Here is a 21,076-nt window from a genome sequence, read left to right as displayed (position 1 = left end):
ACCGCTCCTTGTGCATTGCCAGTTCCTCTCGACCATTTAAAAAAATGTTTTTCCGCCTTTTTTTCACAGAGTGACTGAGTAGTTACCCTTTTTTTATACAATAATAAAAGGTTAGTGCTACCGTCAACACTAACCAATTAACTCTTCTACAGATGATGCTGTTCTTTTTTCTGTAAAATATGCGTAAAGCAATTCATTTTCATCTAGCGTGTATTGATTTTTATGATCTCCATTTATTATAATTGAATGCTTATATCCTCTTCGAAACTGTGTGAAAATATGATACAAACTCGTTTCCCTTTGAACTGTAATGGCTGTAACCTTAGCAATTTCTCGTTTCTTTCCGTAATACCGCTCCAATAAAAAACGCATAAATGCATAACGACGTTGTTTCCACTCTTGAAATAAAGAAAATGCTAAAAATAGAAGTAACGCCCACATCATTGCATTCTTTCCATTCCAAAAGAGCTGTAGCCCTAATATAACACTAAGACATACAATTGATATTCTCATCATAATATTATGTGCTTGTAAAAATGGAAAGCGATGCGATAATATGTTTAGTACAATTTTCCCTCCATCAAGAGGCCAAATCGGTAATAAATTAAAAAATAAAATGGTCATATTGTTCCACAGAAAAAAATTGTAAAAGTTTTCTCCCATCCAGCCTACCGTGTACAATAAATAGGCAGCCGCTACCATCCATACATGTTGAACAGGCCCTGCTATAATAACAAGCATTTCTTCATTTAACGGCTTATTCCCATGCTCATCAAGCTCAGCTACCCCGCCAAATGGCAAGAGCTGAATTTGTTTAATGCGCCATTTAAAATGAGCGGCTGCTATCGCATGACCTAATTCATGAATAAAGACAATGAAAAATAAAATAAGCACCTCTTTAAAACGAGCTGTAAAAACCGCAATTGCTATAACTCCCCAAAACAACGGATGAATGGTAATCTTTGAAAAAATCTCACTATATTTATTCAAATGAAATCACCTGAATTGGATCAATAAATTTTTCATTCTTTTTGAACGCAAAATAAAATTTTCCATTTGCAACTGTTCCAACTTTTTGCTTTTTCGCTACATAATCATATAGCTTAACTGATGTTTCTCCTAAATTTCCGTACCAAGATTCCGTACCATCTGCATGTTGGATTTCAACTGTATTTCCAAACTCCTCTTTTTGACCAATCGAGACAACAACGCCCTCATTAACTGATTCCACAACGGCATTCGCGTCTGTTTGTACAAACACACCTTGTCCGTTTGCCTGAAAACTTTGCGTTACTTTTCCTGAAGCAGGAACAGCGTAATTCTTTTCTTTCTGCGTTGTTTTCTTTTCACTAGAAGGTAAAAAAGATAGCGGTTTTCCAAACTTTGATTCATACCACTTCGATACAGATGCAAATTGAAATTCTTCTTTCATTACTTGTTTAACAACTGTACGTGGGCCTTCAAAAGAATTTGTTGTGTTTTTAAATAAGATGGCTACGACAAGAACAAGAATAGCAGATAGCAGCAGCCTAAAGAGAAATATTTCCTTTCGAAAGATAGGCTTTGTCTTTTCTCCTTCCTCAACAAGAAGCGGTGTATAGTCTTGTTCTTCATATAAAAATATTTCATCCTCTCTTTCCTGCTGCGCTTTTCTCTTCTCAATACGCTTTTTAATTTCTTCTACTCGTTTATTTCTCATCCTGACCCCTTCCTCTTTCCATCAGTTTGTACATATGTATGAGTTGTCCGGGAAAGATATTCATGGGAATGCTTTTCTCCTAGAAGGTCAGAGCGTATACGAGCAGCTATCCTTAAAACAAAAAAAAGCACTCCACATATATGCGAAGCGCTCTTAACGTATTCCGAAGAATTTTTTCATTTTCGTAAATACTGATTTTTTTTCATTTTCAAGCGGTTGCAATGGTACATTTTCTCCAAGCAAACGTCTTGCGATATTTCGATAAGCAATGGATGCCTTTCCACTCGGCTGCAATGCTACAGGCTCTCCTGTATTTGTTGCTCGAATCACCGCATCATCATCTTCAACGATCCCAAGTAATTCAATAGACAAGGTACGTACAATTTCATCTACATCCAACATATCCTGTTCATGTAACATATGACTGCGGACACGATTGATAATTAACTTAGGCGGCTCGATATCTTCTTTTTCCAATAGTCCGATAATCCGATCAGCATCACGCATTGAAGATACTTCTGGTGTTGTGACAACAATCGCTTTATCAGCACCTGCCACAGCGTTTTTAAAACCTTGTTCAATACCGGCTGGGCAATCAATTAATATGTAATCATAATCTTGACGTAATTGTTGTATTAATTCTTCCATTTGTTCGGGTGTTACTGCCGACTTGTCACTCGTTTGTGCTGCAGGTAATAAATAAAGTTCATCAAAGCGCTTATCTCTAATAAGAGCTTGAGGTAAACGACAACGTCCTTCAACAACATCAACAAGATCATATACAATACGGTTTTCCAATCCCATTACTACGTCTAAATTTCGCAAGCCGATATCTGTATCAATTAAACATATTTTTTTCCCGGATAACGCCAAGGCTGTACCAATATTTGCAGACGTTGTAGTTTTACCTACTCCGCCTTTTCCAGATGTAATAACTATTGCCTCTCCCACAGCTATACAATTCCCCTTTCTAACCTTGTTAAATTAGGTCTAAGATGAGTGAGAAGTTGAATGCGATCGACAACAATGTGATTGTTCTCATTAATGTAGGCACATTCTGCCCCTTCCGCCCCGTCTTCTTTCTCCTCAGGAGCGCGCGTTGTCACATCGCTAATCCGAAGCTGCATTGGATTCATAACAGAAGCTGCTATAACAGCTTCTGCATCCCCATAATATCCAGCATGTGCAATTCCTCGTAATGCTCCAATAATAAAAATATTTCCTCCAGCGATAACCGTACCGCCTGGATTCACATCTCCAATCAATAATAAATCGCCTTTTACATGCAATATTTGACCTGAGCGAACAATTTTTGAAACAGAAACAATTTCTGTTTCTTCTTTCCATGCCACCGCTTGTTCTTTCGTTACAACATCACTCTCAATAGAATCTACGACTAAATTCTTTTTGTTACGAATTAACGTGCGCAACTCTTCTTGTTGAACCTCTGTTACATAACGATTTCCAACTTTAACCTGCACTTCAATAAGAGAGCGTCCATCACCCTCGTAGTAATGAGTGGAAAGCTTTTCGTCAAGTTCTTGCAGCAATTCACGAAATGAACAGGAATCATCCAGATGTAATGCTAAACCATCTTTCGTTCCTTTTATAGTCACATTATGTTGCTTTTTTTCTGTCACCAATGCTCACCCCACCGATTTAATTCGACATAAAATCAGAAAATCCTTTTTTCTTTTTCTTCCATAGCGTCTGAAAGACGTAAAAGATATCGTTGCAGTGGGAAGCAAAATAGCAGTAAAAAAATTCCGTTCAACAACAGCGTCGGAAGAAGACGATCTGTGAAAAAGATATGCGCTGGCATATGAACACGACCAATTAACGTCAAAAATCCATACACATAATACTCTAGCGCAGCAATACTTGCTAATACAATAAAGAACACAATAAAAAGGTTCACTTGCAAAATTCGCATTGCCTGGTAGACAAGATACACTAAAATTGGATAAGCAAATATATACACACCAACTAATTCTGTATGTACGATATCAAACAAAAATCCAAATAATAGCCCATAGTAAATGCCATGTACAGAATTAAAGTAAATTGCAATAAAGCATAAAACAATCATTAAAAAATGCGGTGCTACAATTGTATCCTTCCAAAAAAGACTCGTTGGAACAATAGTAGAAAACATATTCTCCAATACAAATACGAAAAGAAGTAGAAGAGGAAGAATCGCTTTTTTTAAAATCTCCATCTCTTCCCCCTCCTATTTCCCTAAATCTACTGTCGACATAGTCCGTTTGGCAACCATAACATTACTAACATCACTTAAGTCTGCTGCAGGCTTGATATAAGCTGTTTGTGTCAATCCGTACTCATCCGCTGTTACCTCAACGATTTGTCCGATAACCAATCCATCTGGGAACACACCGCCAAGACCAGAAGTTACAACTGTTTGATCCTTCTCTACTTTCACACCAGATGGGATTTTTGTGAAAACAAGCTGCTGCTTCTCTTTATCGTACCCTTCAATTAATCCGAAAACATTACTATCTCCTCGGACAACAGCTGAAATACGATTTGTTCGGTTTAATGAGCTGATTAGCTCAACTGTTGAAGTAAACTGTGAAACACTTTTTACTTTTCCAATTAAACCTTTTGATGTAATAACAGCCGCATCTTTTTGAATGCCTTGTTGTGCACCTTTATCAATCCCGATTAAGTCATTCCATTTATCTGGATTACGAGCAATAACAGTTGCTTGAATCGGTTTAAAATCACTAAGTGTATCTTTTTTTCCAAGAATATCACGAAGTTCTTCATTTGTTTTTTCTAATTCTTTTACTTTTACGGACAGCTCTGCATACTTGTCCAATTTTGCTTTTAATTCTTTATTTTCTTCATACGTGCGCTTTACATCTTCTACGTTCTCAAAGAATCCGGCAACATAATTCGCTGGCTTTTGAAATACACGTTCTACAACTCCTACGGTATCCTTTACAAACTGCTCTGGCCACGTTAGATTTTTCCGTTCTTTCAATGAGATTCCGATCAATGCCACGAGAAGAATAATACTAACTAATAAAACAATTAATCTTTTGTTTAAGAAAAACTGTGGCACGTTCACACCCTCTTAAATTCACTAATTTTTTGTGTTGAAATAATGGATTTTATCGAGCATTTTTGAAAAGGTCGATGTTGTCTAACGCTTTACCTGTTCCAATTGCTACGCAATCTAATGGATTTTCTGCAACAAGAACTGGCATATTTGTTTCTTCGCTAATTACTTTATCTAAATTACGAAGCAATGCACCGCCACCTGTTAAAACAATACCGCGATCCATAATATCCGCTGCTAATTCTGGCGGAGTTTTTTCTAATGTATTTTTTACAGATTCAACAATTGCATCTACAGTATCTTTTAACGCTGATGCAATTTCTTCTGGGCGAATCGATACTGTTTTTGGTAATCCAGTCACTAAATCACGACCACGAATATCCATTGGCTCAACACCTTCTGGCTCGCCAGCAGAACCGATTTCTAATTTTAATGCTTCTGAAGTTCGTTCCCCGATCATTAAATTGTAGTTTTTCTTAATGTACTGAATAATTGCATCGTCCATTTCATCACCGGCAACACGAACAGATTGGCTTGTTACAATACCGCCAAGAGAGATAATCGCTACTTCTGTTGTACCACCGCCGATATCTACAACCATACTACCAGTTGGTTCCCAAACAGGTAAATTCGCACCAATTGCAGCTGCAAATGGTTCTTCAATTGGATATGCATCGCGTGCACCTGCTTGACGAGTTGCATCGATTACTGCACGTTTTTCAACCGCTGTAATACCAGATGGTACACATACCATTACATATGGCTTACGAGAGAAGAAGCCATTTGATTTCTGTGCTTGTTGAATATAATATTTCATCATTGTTGCTGTTGTTTCATAATCAGCGATAACACCGTCTTTCATCGGACGAAGTGCTACAACATTTCCTGGTGTACGACCAATCATTTGTTTTGCATCGTTACCAACTGCAACAATTTGCTTTGTGTCTGTTTGCAATGCCACAACAGATGGCTCGCGTACAACGACACCTTTCCCTTTTACGTATACAAGCGTATTCGCTGTTCCTAAGTCTATCCCAAGGTCACGAGTAAAACCACCAAATCCAAACATATTCTATATCTTCCTTTCTAATTTTGACAAATTGCTCATTTTTCTTTCAATATTATTATATTTATATAAAACATAACGTTTTTACATGTTCTCTGTTATAGTGTAGACGAAAGCCTACAAAAAACTCATAACTCACATTATAAAACAAAATAAAGAAAAAAAATAGTCTTAAATATGACCTTTATCTTTTAAACTAACGAATTTATGGTCACCAATAATAATATGATCGAGAATTTCAATCCCAATAATTCTCCCGCATTCTACAAGCCTTTTCGTGACTTCAATATCTTCTCGGCTTGGCGTGGGGTCGCCCGAAGGATGATTATGAAGACAGATAATAGAGGCAGCAGCGCGGCGAAAAGCTTCCTTGAACACCTCACGCGGATGCACAATCGAGGCATTCAAACTTCCAATAAATACTGTTTGTCGATGCATCACTTGATTTTTCGTATTTAAATATAAACATACAAAATGTTCCTGTTGTAAAAAGCGCATCTCCTCCATCATATAACGTGCGCAATCTTCTGGATTACGAATGCTATATCTATTTTGATACTCTAAGCGTACCATTCTTCGTCCAAGTTCAAAAGCAGCAATAAGTTGGGATGCTTTTGCCACCCCAACGCCATGAATGCTTGTCATCTCTTCAATTGTTGCATCTTTTAACATTCGTAATCCGTCAAAGTAATGCAAAATTCGGTTTGCTAATGTTAAGACCGACTCCTCTTTTGAACCTGTTCGAAGTAATATAGCGAGAAGTTCTGTGTTTGATAAGCTGCTTGCTCCTTCTAGCAATAAACGCTCCCGTGGTTGATCTTCTTTCACAACATCACGAATGCAGCTCATATTCCAGCCTCCTTTACATATTAAATTGTTTCAACTCGCGCACAACACGTGCAATCGGCAAGCCAACAATCGCATAATAATCACCTTGTATATGCTGAACAAAAATTGCACCTTTTCCCTGTATCCCATAGCTACCTGCTTTATCAAGCGGTTCTTTCGTTTGCACATATGCATGAATTTCTTCTTCAGTTAATTCCCAAAACGTTACTTCTGCACGCTCATAAAATGTCACTGTTTTTTCTTTTGAAATAAGAGCAACTCCTGTATACACCTCATGAGTTTTTCCTGATAAGAACCGTAACATTTCTTTCGCTTCACTCTCATCCTCTGGTTTTCCTAGAATACGCGACTCGAAAGTAACGATTGTATCAGCTCCAAGCACAATATAGTCTTCGTAATCCTTTGCTACAGCAGATGCTTTTTGCAGCGCAAGTGACATCACGATATCATGCGGTGATGAATACGCCCCAATCGTTTCTTCTACATCACTAACTACAACCTCAAATGGCATATCCACAAGCTCAAGTAATTCTTTACGTCTTGGTGAACCAGACGCTAAAATAAGTTTTTTCATACGTTCTCCTTTCATTTTTAAAATTAGCGGGAAGATATAGCATAACCATACTAAATGTATAGATTCTCCTCAAATTTTAAAAATATCATTTTTCTTTTTAAAAAATACAAAAGAAAGGAAAAAGCACAACCTTGCTTTCCCTTTCTTCAGTACAAATAAGTAATAGAAAAAAGCACCCACATGCTGATGTGTAATTGAAATCTCATCTATATATCCATTTTAATTTTTCGACATATAAATCACTGCTATGTAAACTACTTACTTTTTCCTTTTGTTTTAAACCTTGTATGTGGCAAAAAAGGCCCTGACCGCTTCTATGCACGGCCAGATGCTCTCGTTCGCCTAAAAAGAAAGAGGGTTTTATGTCGATTCTTTAATTTGTATTTATATCATTATTATACGTTTTTGTTTTTTTGTGAAACTATTTTTTCATAAGAAAGAAAACTATCTACTAACACTTGCTGTAATTTCGTCATTGTTTCCATATCTTGTTTCTCTTGTTCTATTGTTTGCACCGCCACTGATGCATACGTAAACAACTTTTTTAAATCATCCCGCTTTAATGCCGCCTCTTCTTTTTTTATTGCTTTCCATTCAGTTTCAATCTGTTCCATATGTGCTTTACTTATTTTGTTTCCGGACTGCAATGCAGCGGTTTGTTGCAATAGTTTCCCAAACAACGATTGCAGCTTTTCTAAAAGCGCTCCATATTCTTGATCCTGTTTTAAAAGCGCTTGATCTGTAATCTCCCATTTCTTTTTCACAACTGATATATCTTTTTGTTTATATTGCGTAATTAGCTGCATAACAGATTGCTCATCATGTGCCATCCCAAGAACGAGTAAATATTTATCCCCTGACTGCATAATTGCTCCAGTGACTCCATTTTCTTGTAACTCCTTTAATGATGCCTGTCCCTTTTCTTTCGAAGAAAAGACTCCGCCCTGCACAAAATAAATCGTCAGCGGTGCTAAAGCCTGTGGTGCTGTTTTCTCATTTGTCGGTTTTTTTGTTTCATTTTTCTCTGTAACATTTGCTGCCGGGGCTGTCGTTTCGCGAACTGTTTCTTGTCCCGTTAGTAAGTGCAGCATTCCCATTCCAAACCCTGTCCCAATTACAATCGCTGTAGATACCGTGAAAATAAACCTATTACTCCATCCCTTTTTCCCTTTACGTATAGATGCTGCATGTTTTTGAAACGGCACAACATTACTTGTCACCGTATTCTCCGGGATCATCCAATCAAACTCTTCTTTTTTTGTTTCCTCTTCTTTCTTCTCTATATAATTTGATTCCGTTCCATTCACCTTAATTGAAATTGGTCGCGATTGTTTGTCCATACCCCCACTCCTTACTTCTTATCATTGCCAGCATCGTATCATACTCGTTTCAAAAAAAAACGAGATACTTGTCAAAGAGATTCGCCAAATTATCCTATATTGTTATCTTATATGTATGCTTGCGTCTTTATTTGTAGAACAAAAAAACTAGACAGCTTATTTCTGTCTAGTTTTTTGAACTACATATTTACGAGCTTCAGATATGAAATAAAGAGAACCTGTTAGCAAGAAAACATCCTCTTCTTGTAAACAATCCATTGCCCTACTAATCGCTTCCTGCCAATTTTCAAAAATATGTTTTGATTCTCGCTTTGAATGAGCAGCAAGAGCCTCGGCAGAGATAGCACGATCAAACGTGAACGTTGTAAAAATCATTTCATCTGCAATTGTTTCTAATTGTCCAACCATTTCATCCAGCTGCTTGTCCCCAAGTGCTGTAAATAAAATAATAATTCGTTTTTCACTGTAGTGTGCACGAACAGTTTCTACAAGGCTATGTATGCCTTCTGGATTGTGCGCGCCATCAATAATGACATGCGGGTGAGTTGAAAGTTGTTCAAACCGCCCAATCCAATATGCTTCAGCTAATCCTTTTCGAATGTGCTCTTCATCAATTAAAAATGCTTGATATACTTTTAGATACGACATCGCCATAAGTGCTAGCGCCGCATTTTGTACTTGATGCTGGCCTTTCATGGAAATGAAAAGATCTTCATACGTATGGAATGGAGACGAGAATGTAAAACGTTCTCCTTCTTTTTCTGAAGAAAGATGTTCTACTTGCATTTGATCTCCTAGTTCATATAAGTTAGAACGTTTTCTATTAGCAGCTGTACGGATAACTTCTAATGCTTCGTTTTGCTGCACGCCAGTTATTATAGGAACACCTGATTTTATTATTCCCGCCTTTTCAAATGCAATCGCTTCTAACGTATCTCCTAAAATGTGCATATGATCATGACCGATATTTGTAATAATTGAAAGTACAGGGTGAATGACATTCGTTGAATCGAAGCGTCCTCCAAGTCCTGTCTCAAATAAAACGATGTCACACATATTCATCTTTGCAAAATAATACAGCGCCATAACAGTAATAATTTCAAATTCTGTCGCTTCACCTAAATTTGTTTCATCTAACTTTTCCACAACAGGTTTGACCACATTTACAAGATCTGCAATTTCTTGATCTGCCATTGGTACACCATTCACACTAATCCGTTCATTAAATGTTTCAATATACGGAGAAGTAAATGTCCCTACTTTGTACTCTGCCGCCTGTAACATATAGCGCATATATGTGAGAGTTGAACCTTTTCCGTTTGTTCCCGCAAGATGAACACATTTTATATGACGTTCTGGATTTCCGAGTTCCTCTAACATCCACTCCATGCGCTCTAACCCTGGTTTTATACCAAATTTTAAACGGCTATGAATCCAGCCGATTGCTTCTTCATATGTATGTATCACGTATACCATTCCCCTTTCCATCAAAAAACGAACCAAAGCAAAAGATTGCTTTAGCCCTATTATACTCAAACAGGACAATCTTTTCCTTGGTTCGTTATTTAAAATAACTTATTTTTGCAGATCTGCTAGACGTTGGCGAACTGCTTCGCGTTTTTCTAGATAATCTTGCTCTTTCGCGCGCTCTCCTTCAATAACTGCAGCTGGAGCTTTTGCTACGAAACCTTGATTGGAAAGTTTCTTCTGTACACGTTCTACTTCTTTGTCGAACTTCTCAAGTTCTTTTTCAAGACGTGCTTTTTCTTCATCAAGGTTGATTAGATCAGCTAACGGTAAGAATAACTCTGCACCTGATACAATTGCTGTCATCGCTTTTTCCGGTGCTTGTAAATCCGTTTGAATTGTTAATTCACTTGGATTACAGAAGCGCTCAATGTAAGAGCTATTTTTCGTAAGCTGCGCTAGTACTGTTTCGTCTTTTGCTTTGATTTGCATTTGAACTTTTTTGCTCATTGGTGTATTTACTTCCGCACGGATATTACGAACAGAGCGAATGATATCAACAAGAAGGTGCATTTCTGCCGCTGCTTCTTTATCTTGTAAATCTTCGCGAACTGTTGGCCATGCTGCTACTGTAATAGATTCACCTTCATGAGGTAAGTGTTGCCAAATTTTCTCTGTTACGAATGGCATGAATGGGTGTAACAGGCGCATTGTTTGATCTAGTACGTACGCTAAAACAGAACGAGTTGTTTTCTTTGCTGCTTCATCTTCGCCGTATAATGGGAGCTTCGCCATTTCAATGTACCAGTCACAGAAATCATCCCAAATAAAGTTGTATAATGCACGACCAGCTTCACCGAATTCATATTTATCCATGTTACGCGTTACACTTTCAATCGTTTCATTTAAACGAGTTAAAATCCACTTATCTGCAACTGATTTTTCACCAGTTAAATCAATATCTTCGTATTGCATGTCTTCCATGTTCATTAATACGAAACGAGATGCATTCCAAATTTTATTGATGAAGTTCCAAGTAGATTCTACTTTCTCCATGCTAAAGCGTAAATCTTGACCTGGTGCACTTCCTGTTGATAAGAAGAAGCGCATTGCGTCTGCACCATACTTCTCGATAACTTCCATTGGATCAATACCATTACCTAAAGACTTACTCATTTTACGTCCTTGCTCGTCACGAACAAGACCATGAATTAATACGTCTTTAAATGGACGCTCTCCTGTAAACTCTAGACCTTGGAAAATCATACGAGATACCCAGAAGAAGATGATATCATATCCTGTTACAAGTGCATCTGTTGAATAGTAACGTTTGAAGTCTGCTGCATCTTCGTTTGGCCAACCCAGTGTTGAGAATGGCCATAACGCTGAACTAAACCATGTATCAAGTACGTCGTTATCTTGATCCCATTTTTCGAGATCTGCTGGAGCTTCTGTACCTACGTATACTTCACCAGTTTCTTTATGATACCAAGCTGGGATGCGGTGTCCCCACCATAATTGACGAGAAATACACCAGTCATGAATGTTTTCCATCCAGCGTAAGTATGTGTTCTCAAAACGATCTGGTACGAACGTTACTTTTTCTTCTTCTTTTTGTTGCAGGGCAACAGCCTTTTCTGCAAGTGGTGCCATTTTTACGAACCATTGTGTTGATAAATAAGGTTCAACAACTGCTCCGCTACGCTCACTATGACCTACCGCATGCATATGAGGCTCAATTTCTACTAATACGCCAGCTTCTTGCAAGTCTTTTACTAATTGCTTACGGCATTCGAAACGATCCATACCGTTATACTTACCAGCTTTTTCGTTCATTGTTCCATCTTCATTCATTACTAAAATGCGTGGTAAGTCGTGACGGTTACCTACTTCAAAGTCATTCGGATCATGAGCTGGTGTAATTTTTACAACACCTGTTCCGAAATCTTTCTCTACATACTCATCAGCAATAATCGGAATTTCACGCTCTACGATTGGAAGTGTAACCGTTTTTCCGATTAAATGCTTGTAACGATCATCTTCTGGATGAACTGCTACTGCTGTATCACCAAGCATTGTTTCTGGACGAGTTGTCGCAAGACGAATGTGACCAGAACCGTCTGTTAATGGGTAGTTCATATGGTAGAATGCACCTTGAATATCTTTATGAATTACTTCAATATCAGAAAGGGCAGTGCGTGTTGCAGGGTCCCAGTTAATGATATATTCACCGCGGTAAATTAAACCTTTTTCGTACAATTGAACGAATACTTTATTAACCGCATCAGATAAGCCTTTATCTAATGTGAAACGCTCACGAGTGTAATCTAATCCTAGACCAACTTTTCCCCATTGCTCACGAATGTGAGAAGCATATTCTTCTTTCCATTCCCATGCTTTTTCAAGGAATTTCTCACGGCCAAGATCGTAACGTGAAATACCTTCTTCACGAAGTTTCCCTTCTACTTTCGCTTGTGTTGCAATACCCGCATGGTCCATACCAGGAAGCCATAATACATCATAGCCTTGCATGCGCTTTGTACGAGTTAAAATATCTTGAAGCGTTGTATCCCATGCATGACCTAAGTGCAACTTACCAGTTACGTTCGGAGGTGGAATTACAATTGTATACGGCTGCTTATCAGCTTCTCCTTTTGCTTCAAAATATTTGCCTTCAAGCCACCATTTATAACGGCCTTCTTCTACGGATATATGATCGTATTTTGTTGGTAAATTTTTTTCCGTGTTTGACATATTTTTCCCTCCTTAAAAATAAAAAATGCCCCTCATCCAAAAAGGACGAGGGACATCGTGGTACCACCTTTATTTACAAACAAATTCAAAATTTGCTTATACTCTTGATTTGATAACGGACAGACCCGTCTTTTCCTAATGAGAATGACTCCGTTCAGAAAAGATGCTCCAGGGCTACCTTCTAACATGACTATCTAGAGAATCTCACAGCTAATAATTCTCCTCTCTGCAGACGTTTAATGTTATACTCTTCCCCTTCAATGCATTTATATAATTGTTATTTATTATATACAATAGTGTAAAAAACGAAACTACATTCGTCAAGATAAAAATATTTTTCGACTTATATCTACAATTATTACATTCTATTTCCAATAAGCTTAACCAAGTTTTTTATAACATATGCAAAGAAAATGAAAAAAGTGCAGCACAAGCACATTAGATGCCCATCCTGCATATTGTAATATCACATTTCCACTTCTCTTATGATTCTATTCTAGAGAAGGTTATAATACGGAGGACAATTATGCGACGCTTTCGACGCACGTACAACTTTTCATCCCCTTCTTGGATAAGAAATTTACAAACGATGTTTTCTGATTTTGCAATTCCACTTACGATTTTCCAAGGCATTCGTACTTTGCTGCTCCCTACGTTTTTAGATTTTGTTATTCTTGCTATTTTTATCGCGGCAACGATTCGTTTACATTATCAGCCGTAACCTCTTCTTGAGGCTACGGCTATTTTTTTACTTCGCTTGATGCTCAGCAGTTTGAAGCTGTGCCACGAAATATTCAATATTGCTTATAAGCCAATGTGATTGCTGAAGCATTTTCACATCATGTAACTCCTTTGTTTTATTACGAGTATTTCGAGCATTTGCATAGGTATTCACTTGTTTAATAAATGGTTTAGGATATGCTAAATATGCAAGCATAAGTAGCTTTTCTTCTTTCGTAAACGCAAAATTCTTTTGATATATTTGGTACCACTCATATCGATCATTTCTTGCAATTGGATACGTGTTAAAGGAGCGCGAGTAAAATTGAACAATATCTTGAACCGGGGTAGCAAACTGCGCATCTTCTAAACTAATAAAATAACCGTTCCGCTGATAATCGAATAAAAAATGATTCATGGAAACATTGCCATGAGTAAATGAAATACGTGTTTTTTCTTTTTCTTTCATCGCTTCATGCCATTCTGTAAGTTGTTTCTTCGCAAATTCATGAGCACGCATTACTTGATGAAAGTACGTGCAATATTGTAATTCAAACGGAGACATATACCACTTTGCTTCTGAGTCAACTAAAAATTCCTCTAGTAACACGCTGTCTTGTTCCCAGCGATTTGAAATCGTATCAAAATGTCCTTGAATCGCTTCTTCTGTCACATCTTCTTCTCGCACTGTTTTTTTATGCATCATAGCAAGTGTTTGAAACATTTTATGATACTGATCATTTTCTTCTCCTTGACTCTCTGCACTTCCAAGCCAAGGCATTAAATAATAACTATGCTCACCGTCACTTAAAACGTGCCTTCCATCTTTCGTATGATAAATTGGGGCAAAATTCGTAAATCCTTTTTCTCGTAAAAATTGAACATAATACATAAGATTGCTTCGTTCTAATTTTTGAGGAGGCAATTTTTTTAACGCATATGGACCTTGGTTCGTATAAATTTTGATTACATTCCCATATTCCTCAATATGCTCAGGATCTAATTGATATAGCTGCAAAATAGACGCATAACGCTCTCGTAATTCCATGCCCATACGAACAACGACCCTTTCTACAGGAGCGTGAAACAGAAAAGAGGTGAGGAAGATTTCTCTTCACTCACTTTGCTTTTGCCCTTGGGACTGGTATATATAAAATTTGTCCTGCTGTTAAATACAAATCCTCGGTTTGATTGATACGATGTAAATGTTGCACGGAAGTATCATATCGCTCTGCAACAGATTCGATCGTATCACCTTCTTGCACAAAATATAGTCGCAGCTTTGTAAATTCATCTTCTGGTTGCTTTGAAAATAATTTTGTTAAATATAGCGCATTTTCATCCCGCTGTGAATATAAAACTTCTTCTTGCTCTTCCTCATCAATATTTTGTATTTTCGCTCCTTTGTGTCCAAAGACCAATTGCGGCGCGGCAATTTCTTCATGTCTTTGTTCTTCCTGTTGTCTTTGTTCTTCCTGTTGTCTTTGTTCTTCTTGTTGCCTTTGTTCCACTTCTTCGCTTTCTTCCTCCTCATCTAATTCAAGCTCCGGTTCTTGACGAGCTTCTAGCTGAAATGGCTCAAAAGCATAATCTTCCCATTCATCAGTCTCTACCACTTCTTCTTCTAGTTTCTCTTCTTCTACTGTTTCTTCCACTTCACGCTCTTCGTCACACAATCCATGAATTGAAATATCCGCTAAAAGCTGCAAACAACCATTTTCTAACAGTTCATAATCAAATTCTTCAATATCCACATACAAATCTTCAGCCTGCTTCACACGACCGCGTGGAATGGAAATCTCCAATGGAAACGAATGTACTAATTCATTTACCCCATCATCGCGCATTTCCACATAATCTATCGTACGTGCTGGTGATAATTCTCGTAATGAAAACGCCTCTGTTTCTTCTTTCGGGATATATTCTCCTGTCAAATCTAGCTGTCCAAATACAACAATTTCATATTCACGCTCTTCTATAGCAACATCAGGATCTAATGAAATCGAAAGTAATTCACTGACTTCCTGTCCTTTTTGGAACCATACAGATTCTTTCAACGAAAACCGCAATGAAGTTTGTTGATCTGCTGCCACTTCGTATCCCCCTCTCAAACTATATGTCATTACAGGTTTATGTGGGGAATAGAGACTTTATGAATAAAAAAATTACTGTGCCCAAAAACTAGAAGTGACTTGCACTCGTCTTCTCTCTTTATTTTCACACTAGAAACAAAAAAGGACCTGACCGCTTCTATGCACGGCCAGGACCTCTCACCTCTTCTAAAGAAAAGGGGAATGCTATGATTTCAACTAGTATTTATATACAAATCCATTTTATTTTTTCAACATACAAACCACTGCCATCCAAAATAAAAGGGAATCACCACTTGCTTCCTCTCTTTGTTTTCACAACGGACATGGCTAAAAAAGGACCTGACCGCTTCTACGCGCGGCCAGGTCCTCTCGCCTCCCCTAAAGAAAAAGGTTTTTTACCCTTTTAATTTCGACATAGCAATTTCTGCAGCAGCAATCGTTGCTTCAATATCAGCATCGCTATGTGCTGTTGATAAGAACAAGCCTTCAAATTGAGAAGGTGGTAAGAACACACCTTGTTCTACCATTTCACGATAATATGCTGCAAAATATTCTAAATTAGACGTCTTTGCTGTTTCGTAATTGATAACTTTTTCATCTGTAAAGAAAATACCGACCATAGAACCAGCACGATTGATACAATGCGGAATACCATATTTTACCGCTACTTCATGTAAACCTTTTTCAAGCATTTCCGCCTTACGTTCAAATTCTTTATAGCTTTCTGGTGTTAACTGGACAAGCGTTTCATATCCTGCTGTCATTGCTAATGGATTACCAGATAATGTACCAGCTTGATAAATTGGTCCACTCGGTGCTACTTGCTTCATAATTTCAGCTTTACCACCATATGCTCCGACCGGAAGTCCGCCGCCAATTACTTTCCCTAAACATGTTAAATCAGGTGTTACCCCAAAATATCCTTGTCCGCAATTATAAGCTACGCGGAAGCCCGTCATCACTTCATCAAAAATGAGAAGTGCCCCGTATTCTGTTGTCACATCACGCAGACCTTGTAAAAACCCTGGAAGTGGTGGTACAACACCCATATTTCCAGCTACTGGCTCTACAATGATACACGCAATATCATCACCGAACTGTTCAAATGCATATTTCACGCTTTCTAAGTCGTTATACGCAACCGTAATCGTATTTTTCGCAACGCCTTCTGGTACGCCAGGGCTATCAGGTAAGCCAAGCGTAGCAACACCAGAACCAGCTTTAATTAAAAGGGAATCACCATGTCCATGGTAGCAGCCTTCAAATTTTAAAATTTTATTGCGTCCTGTATAACCGCGCGCTAAGCGAAGCGCACTCATCGTCGCCTCTGTTCCAGAGTTAACCATGCGTACAATTTCAATAGACGGAACGCGGTCGATTACAAGCTGCGCTAGTTTATTTTCAATTTCCGTCGGCGCTCCGAAGCTTGTTCCTTTTTCTACTACTGCTTTTAACGCTTCCACAACTTGGTCGTTGGAGTGACCATGAATAAGCGGCCCCCATGATAGTACGTAATCAATATATTCATTTCCATCAATATCATAAACTTTAGAGCCTTTTCCGCGCTCCATAAATAACGGATTCATACCGACAGATTTAAAAGCACGCACTGGGCTATTTACACCGCCCGGCATTAAATCTTTTGCTGTTTCAAATGCTTCAATCGATTTCTCAAAACTTTTCATTATTGTGCGCCTCCTTCTTGTAACCATCTCGCTGCGTCTTTTGCATGATAGGTGATAATTAAATCTGCTCCCGCACGCTTCATGCTTAATAATTTTTCAAGAACAATGTCTTTTTCATTAATCCAACCATTTTGCGCTGCTGCTTTAATCATTGAGTATTCACCGCTCACGTTATATGCAACAACTGGAAGGTTAAAGTTATTTTTTACATCACGAATAATATCTAAATAAGAAAGCGCTGGCTTTACTATTAAGAAATCTGCTCCTTCCATCACATCAGATTCAGCTTCACGAATAGCTTCTAAGCGATTTGCCGAGTCCATTTGATATGTTTTACGATCCCCAAATTGCGGTGCACCATGTGCAGCATCGCGAAACGGTCCGTAAAAAGCAGACGCATATTTCACTGCGTATGACATAACCGGAACATGCGTAAAGCCATTTTCATCTAACGCATGACGAATAGCGGTTACAAACCCATCCATCATATTAGACGGCGCAATAATATCCGCTCCTGCTTTCGCTTGACTTACCGCTGTTTTCGCAAGTAATTCAAGTGATGCATCGTTTACAATCGTCCCGTCTTCAATTACACCGCAATGTCCGTGACTTGTATATTGGCATAAACATGTATCTGCAACAACAACTAGCTCTGGAAACTGCTCTTTAATTTGTGAAATGGCACGTTGTACAATTCCATGCTCACAATAAGCGGAAGAACCGACTTCATCTTTTTCAGCAGGTAAACCGAACACAATAACAGAGCGAATGCCTAAATCAACAACTTCTTGCATTTCTGCTTGCAGATGATCTAATGATATTTGATATACACCTGGCATAGAAGGAACTTCATTACGCTTATTTTCTCCTTCTAGAACAAAAATCGGATAAATGAAATCTTCTGTATGTAAATGTGTTTCACGCACAAGAGCACGCATATTTGCACTTTGTCTTAAACGACGATGACGGTTAAATTGTAAAGGATTCATAACTTTTCCATCTCCAATTCTTAAAGTTTCACTTTATTGTATTTTCTGAAATGCATTGTAACATAGCTTCAACTGTATATTCTGTCGGAACGAGAAGATTTTGAAAATACTTTCGGGCTTCTCGTTCTGTAACAGGACCTATACAAGCAATTGTACATCCTTTTACCCATTCTCTCCAGTTTTCACCTTCAAGCAATGCAAGAAAACTCTGTACAGTTGACGGGCTCGTAAAAGTAATCACATCAATTTCTCTTGATTGCAAGGCGTCGATAAGTTGTTCGCGTATTTGCAGATGGACTGTTGTTTCATATACAACAAGGTCACGGACAGTTGCACCGTGATTCCGCAGTGCCTCTCGTATTACATCTCTCGCTAAATTTCCTTTTGGCAGTAATATACGAGTCCCACTTCGTATATGATTCACAAATTCCTTCGCAAAAACTTCAGCTACAAATGTAGTTGGTACAAAATGAACATCGTAGCCGCGGCGCTCTAATTCTTGCTTTGTCTTCACACCGACTGCGGCAATTTTCATCGTATGCGGCAACGGTTGCCCTGCACCATCTAGAAAAAAATTTACACCATTTTTACTTGTGAAAACAATCCAATCATATGTGCTTAATTCCTCACACACTTGTTGAAATTGCTCATGGGCAGCCGCTGTTATATGTAAAAGCGGAATTTCCACTGGAATTCCGCCCTGTTTTTGCACTGCTGTACTCATTTGCTTCGCTTGTTGCTGGGCTCTTGTAATTAGCACTGTTTTTCCACAAAGGAAGGTCATATTGCTAATTTGCCCCCTGATTTGCTGCGGCAATCAGTTCCTTTGCTCCTTGCCCGATTAACAAGTCTGCTGCTCGCTCTCCAACTTCCCCTGCATGTTCACCAACAACAACTTCTTTTAATAAGACAGTGCCATCTGTCGATCCAACAAGAGCTGTTAATTCAATTTGGCCATCTTCTTTGAGTGTTGCATATCCAGCAATCGGAACTTGGCAACCTCCTTCTAACTTATGTAGAAATACACGTTCTGCTTCTACTGTTCTCGCTGTTATATGATCATTTAAATGACTTAATAATTGTAATAAATCCGCATCATCCTCGCGACACTCAATAGATAGCGCACCTTGACCAACAGCTGGTACACATACTGTTTCTTCTAAATACCCTGTAATCACATCATCTGCCCAGCCCATTCGCTTTAGTCCCGCAGCAGCTAAAATGATTGCATCGTAATCTTCTTCTTTTAGCTTTCGTAATCTCGTATCAATATTTCCACGAATCCATTTCACTTGTAAATCCGGACGAACAGCTAACAACTGTGCACTGCGGCGTAAACTGCTTGTACCGATTACTGCTCCTTCTGGTAACTCATCAAACAATTCCCCATTTTTAGAAATAAACGCATCACGCGGATCCACACGTTTTGGAATACATCCAATTGTTAATCCCTCAGGAAGTACCGCTGGCATATCCTTCATGCTATGAACAGCCATATCAATTTCCTTTGTTAAGAGCGCATGTTCAATCTCTTTTACGAATAAGCCTTTGCCGCCTACTTTCGAAAGTGTCACATCTAAAATAACGTCACCTTTCGTTACAATCTCTTTTACTTCAAATTCATACGGCAATCCTAGCGCCTTTAATTGATCGATAAACCAATTTGTTTGCGTTAATGCCAATTTACTTTTTCTTGATCCTACAATAATTTTGCGCATATTTTTCTCTCCTCATTATAAGTGGTTCATCACCCAAAAACGGAAGTGACATATAGATGTACACTTCACTCCGAGTAGACGCTTTCCGCGGGCGAGAGCGAGCCTCCTCGGCAAGCCTGTGGGGTCTTCACTTTCCCCGCTATTCCCGCATCGCCACTCACAGTGAAGTTTATCCAAAAAGCTATCCTATGTTACGGTGATAAACCTTATAAGTACCAAAAATGGAAGTTCGATAAACTACTAAATAAGAAAATATTAATTAGCATAATAAGAAATGCTCCAATATTCCAGCTCGCAATTTTCTTTCCTTGTAATGTATCTGATCCGCGTAAATAAATACCTGCACAGTATACAAACAAGACGATGAAAGATCCGATTACCTTTGCGTCATACCAGTGAAAATTATCTAACTTCGTATATCCCCACATACATCCAAGTAAAATGGCCAATAAAAAAAACGGTACAGAAAATAAATTTAAACCGTATGACATAGAATCCAGCTTCGGTAAATTTCCTAACCGTCTTAATCTTGCATTCCATTTTTTTTGTTTTAATAAACGATATTGAATTAAATACATAATGGAAAAAATAAAAGAAACTGTAAATGTCGCATAAGAAACAATCGCCATACCTACGTGCACATAAACAAGGCCCGAAACTAATTGATCGGCTAACACCGGCGACATTTTTCCAAGTGGCGTAAAAATAGAAAAAGCGCTTACGCCAAACGCAATCATATTTGTGAAAAAGACTAAAAAGTCAATGCGCATAAATCGGTTAATCATTAATGATAATGTAATTAATAGCCATACATAAAAATAAATACCTGATAATAACGTTAAAATTGGATTAATTTCCGCTTCTGTTGCTCGAAGTAACATAAATATGGAATAGAGTACCCATACAACAGAAAGTAACCAAAAGGCAATTCGATTTGCCCTTCGGTTACTTTGAAAATAATCTATGAAATATAAACTAACGCTGCAGGCATATAAAATAATGGCAATATGATAAATAATGCTATTGTTTAAAACACCCAT

General features: G+C 38.1%; 21 protein-coding genes and 1 other annotated feature. Of the genes, 2 read left to right on the top strand and 19 right to left on the bottom strand.

Annotated features, from left to right (window positions below; translation table 11 throughout):
* Positions 1 to 129: 129 nt before the first annotated feature.
* From Q9306_RS02620 to Q9306_RS02565, 12 genes are all read right to left on the bottom strand, one after another.
* Entirely contained in the window at positions 130 to 990 is an 861-nt protein-coding gene (locus Q9306_RS02620) for a M50 family metallopeptidase (protein WP_306194981.1), read from the bottom strand.
* Positions 983 to 1,699: a M23 family metallopeptidase gene (locus tag Q9306_RS02615; RefSeq protein WP_306194979.1), complete on the bottom strand. Its 717-nt coding sequence runs from the start codon at positions 1,697 to 1,699 to the stop codon at positions 983 to 985. Before Q9306_RS02615 ends, Q9306_RS02620 begins: the two co-directional genes overlap by 8 nt.
* Before the next feature lie 153 nt (positions 1,700 to 1,852).
* Entirely contained in the window at positions 1,853 to 2,650 is a 798-nt protein-coding gene (minD, locus tag Q9306_RS02610; RefSeq protein WP_020059962.1) for a septum site-determining protein MinD, read from the bottom strand.
* Positions 2,651 to 2,652: 2 nt separating this feature from the next.
* Positions 2,653 to 3,339 (bottom strand): septum site-determining protein MinC, encoded by a 687-nt coding sequence (minC, locus tag Q9306_RS02605; protein ID WP_306194975.1) that lies wholly within the window; start codon positions 3,337 to 3,339, stop codon positions 2,653 to 2,655.
* Positions 3,340 to 3,374: 35 nt separating this feature from the next.
* Positions 3,375 to 3,917, bottom strand: coding sequence for a rod shape-determining protein MreD (mreD, locus tag Q9306_RS02600; protein WP_306194973.1), 543 nt, complete (start codon positions 3,915 to 3,917; stop codon positions 3,375 to 3,377).
* Positions 3,918 to 3,929: 12 nt separating this feature from the next.
* A complete protein-coding gene (gene mreC / locus Q9306_RS02595) occupies positions 3,930 to 4,784 on the bottom strand; it encodes a rod shape-determining protein MreC (protein WP_306194971.1) in 855 nt (284 codons plus the stop codon).
* 49 nt (positions 4,785 to 4,833) lie between these two features.
* Complete coding sequence (gene mreB / locus Q9306_RS02590) at positions 4,834 to 5,850, bottom strand: cell shape-determining protein MreB (protein ID WP_306194969.1); 1,017 nt, start codon at positions 5,848 to 5,850, stop codon at positions 4,834 to 4,836.
* Positions 5,851 to 6,018: 168 nt separating this feature from the next.
* The gene (radC, locus tag Q9306_RS02585) at positions 6,019 to 6,696 is read right to left on the bottom strand and encodes a RadC family protein (RefSeq protein WP_098914049.1); all 678 of its coding nucleotides are present in this window, start codon (positions 6,694 to 6,696) and stop codon (positions 6,019 to 6,021) included.
* A gap of 13 nt (positions 6,697 to 6,709) precedes the next feature.
* Positions 6,710 to 7,270, bottom strand: coding sequence for a Maf family protein (locus tag Q9306_RS02580; RefSeq protein ID WP_306194965.1), 561 nt, complete (start codon positions 7,268 to 7,270; stop codon positions 6,710 to 6,712).
* A gap of 395 nt (positions 7,271 to 7,665) precedes the next feature.
* A complete protein-coding gene (locus Q9306_RS02575) occupies positions 7,666 to 8,610 on the bottom strand; it encodes a stage II sporulation protein B (protein WP_306194963.1) in 945 nt (314 codons plus the stop codon).
* A 156-nt stretch (positions 8,611 to 8,766) separates the two neighbouring features.
* A complete protein-coding gene (locus Q9306_RS02570) occupies positions 8,767 to 10,077 on the bottom strand; it encodes a bifunctional folylpolyglutamate synthase/dihydrofolate synthase (RefSeq protein ID WP_306194961.1) in 1,311 nt (436 codons plus the stop codon).
* A 108-nt stretch (positions 10,078 to 10,185) separates the two neighbouring features.
* The gene (locus Q9306_RS02565; protein ID WP_306194959.1) at positions 10,186 to 12,831 is read right to left on the bottom strand and encodes a valine--tRNA ligase; all 2,646 of its coding nucleotides are present in this window, start codon (positions 12,829 to 12,831) and stop codon (positions 10,186 to 10,188) included.
* Positions 12,832 to 12,869: 38 nt separating this feature from the next.
* Positions 12,870 to 13,101 (bottom strand) — a binding site (T-box leader).
* A 256-nt stretch (positions 13,102 to 13,357) separates the two neighbouring features.
* Here Q9306_RS02565 and Q9306_RS02560 point away from each other — a divergent pair.
* Positions 13,358 to 13,552 (top strand): hypothetical protein, encoded by a 195-nt coding sequence (locus tag Q9306_RS02560; protein ID WP_306194957.1) that lies wholly within the window; start codon positions 13,358 to 13,360, stop codon positions 13,550 to 13,552.
* Positions 13,553 to 13,579: 27 nt separating this feature from the next.
* Here Q9306_RS02560 and ysxE read toward each other — a convergent pair whose 3' ends face one another.
* Both ysxE and spoVID read right to left on the bottom strand, forming a co-directional pair.
* Positions 13,580 to 14,605, bottom strand: a complete 1,026-nt coding sequence (ysxE, locus tag Q9306_RS02555) for a spore coat protein YsxE (RefSeq protein ID WP_306194955.1) — start codon at positions 14,603 to 14,605, stop codon at positions 13,580 to 13,582.
* Positions 14,606 to 14,669: 64 nt separating this feature from the next.
* Positions 14,670 to 15,674: a stage VI sporulation protein D gene (spoVID, locus tag Q9306_RS02550; protein WP_306194953.1), complete on the bottom strand. Its 1,005-nt coding sequence runs from the start codon at positions 15,672 to 15,674 to the stop codon at positions 14,670 to 14,672.
* 176 nt (positions 15,675 to 15,850) lie between these two features.
* On the opposite strand from spoVID, the gene Q9306_RS02545 reads away from it, so the two are divergent.
* Positions 15,851 to 16,051, top strand: coding sequence for a hypothetical protein (locus Q9306_RS02545; protein ID WP_306194951.1), 201 nt, complete (start codon positions 15,851 to 15,853; stop codon positions 16,049 to 16,051).
* Here Q9306_RS02545 and hemL read toward each other — a convergent pair.
* The 5 genes from hemL to Q9306_RS02520 form a co-directional block, all read right to left on the bottom strand.
* Positions 16,040 to 17,329 carry a glutamate-1-semialdehyde 2,1-aminomutase gene (gene hemL / locus Q9306_RS02540; protein ID WP_306194949.1) on the bottom strand — a complete coding sequence of 430 codons (1,290 nt, stop codon included), beginning with the start codon at positions 17,327 to 17,329 and terminating at the stop codon, positions 16,040 to 16,042. The two genes, Q9306_RS02545 and hemL, sit on opposite strands and share 12 nt — an antisense overlap.
* Complete coding sequence (gene hemB, locus Q9306_RS02535) at positions 17,329 to 18,318, bottom strand: porphobilinogen synthase (RefSeq protein ID WP_306194946.1); 990 nt, start codon at positions 18,316 to 18,318, stop codon at positions 17,329 to 17,331. Before hemB ends, hemL begins: the two co-directional genes overlap by 1 nt.
* A 28-nt stretch (positions 18,319 to 18,346) precedes the next feature.
* Positions 18,347 to 19,102, bottom strand: a complete 756-nt coding sequence (locus Q9306_RS02530; protein WP_306194944.1) for a uroporphyrinogen-III synthase — start codon at positions 19,100 to 19,102, stop codon at positions 18,347 to 18,349.
* Positions 19,103 to 19,106: 4 nt separating this feature from the next.
* Entirely contained in the window at positions 19,107 to 20,036 is a 930-nt protein-coding gene (gene hemC / locus Q9306_RS02525) for a hydroxymethylbilane synthase (protein WP_306194942.1), read from the bottom strand.
* Between the two features lie 206 nt (positions 20,037 to 20,242).
* Positions 20,243 to 21,076 (bottom strand): cytochrome c biogenesis protein, encoded by an 834-nt coding sequence (locus Q9306_RS02520; protein WP_306194940.1) that lies wholly within the window; start codon positions 21,074 to 21,076, stop codon positions 20,243 to 20,245.

Origin of the sequence: Bacillus multifaciens (assembly GCF_030756675.1) — a bacterium.
In the GTDB taxonomy this organism is placed as follows: Bacteria; Bacillota; Bacilli; order Bacillales; family Bacillaceae_G; genus Bacillus_A; species Bacillus_A multifaciens.
The sequence above is the reverse complement of the archived record's forward strand: the minus strand, read 5'-3'. Positions and strand labels throughout refer to the sequence as shown.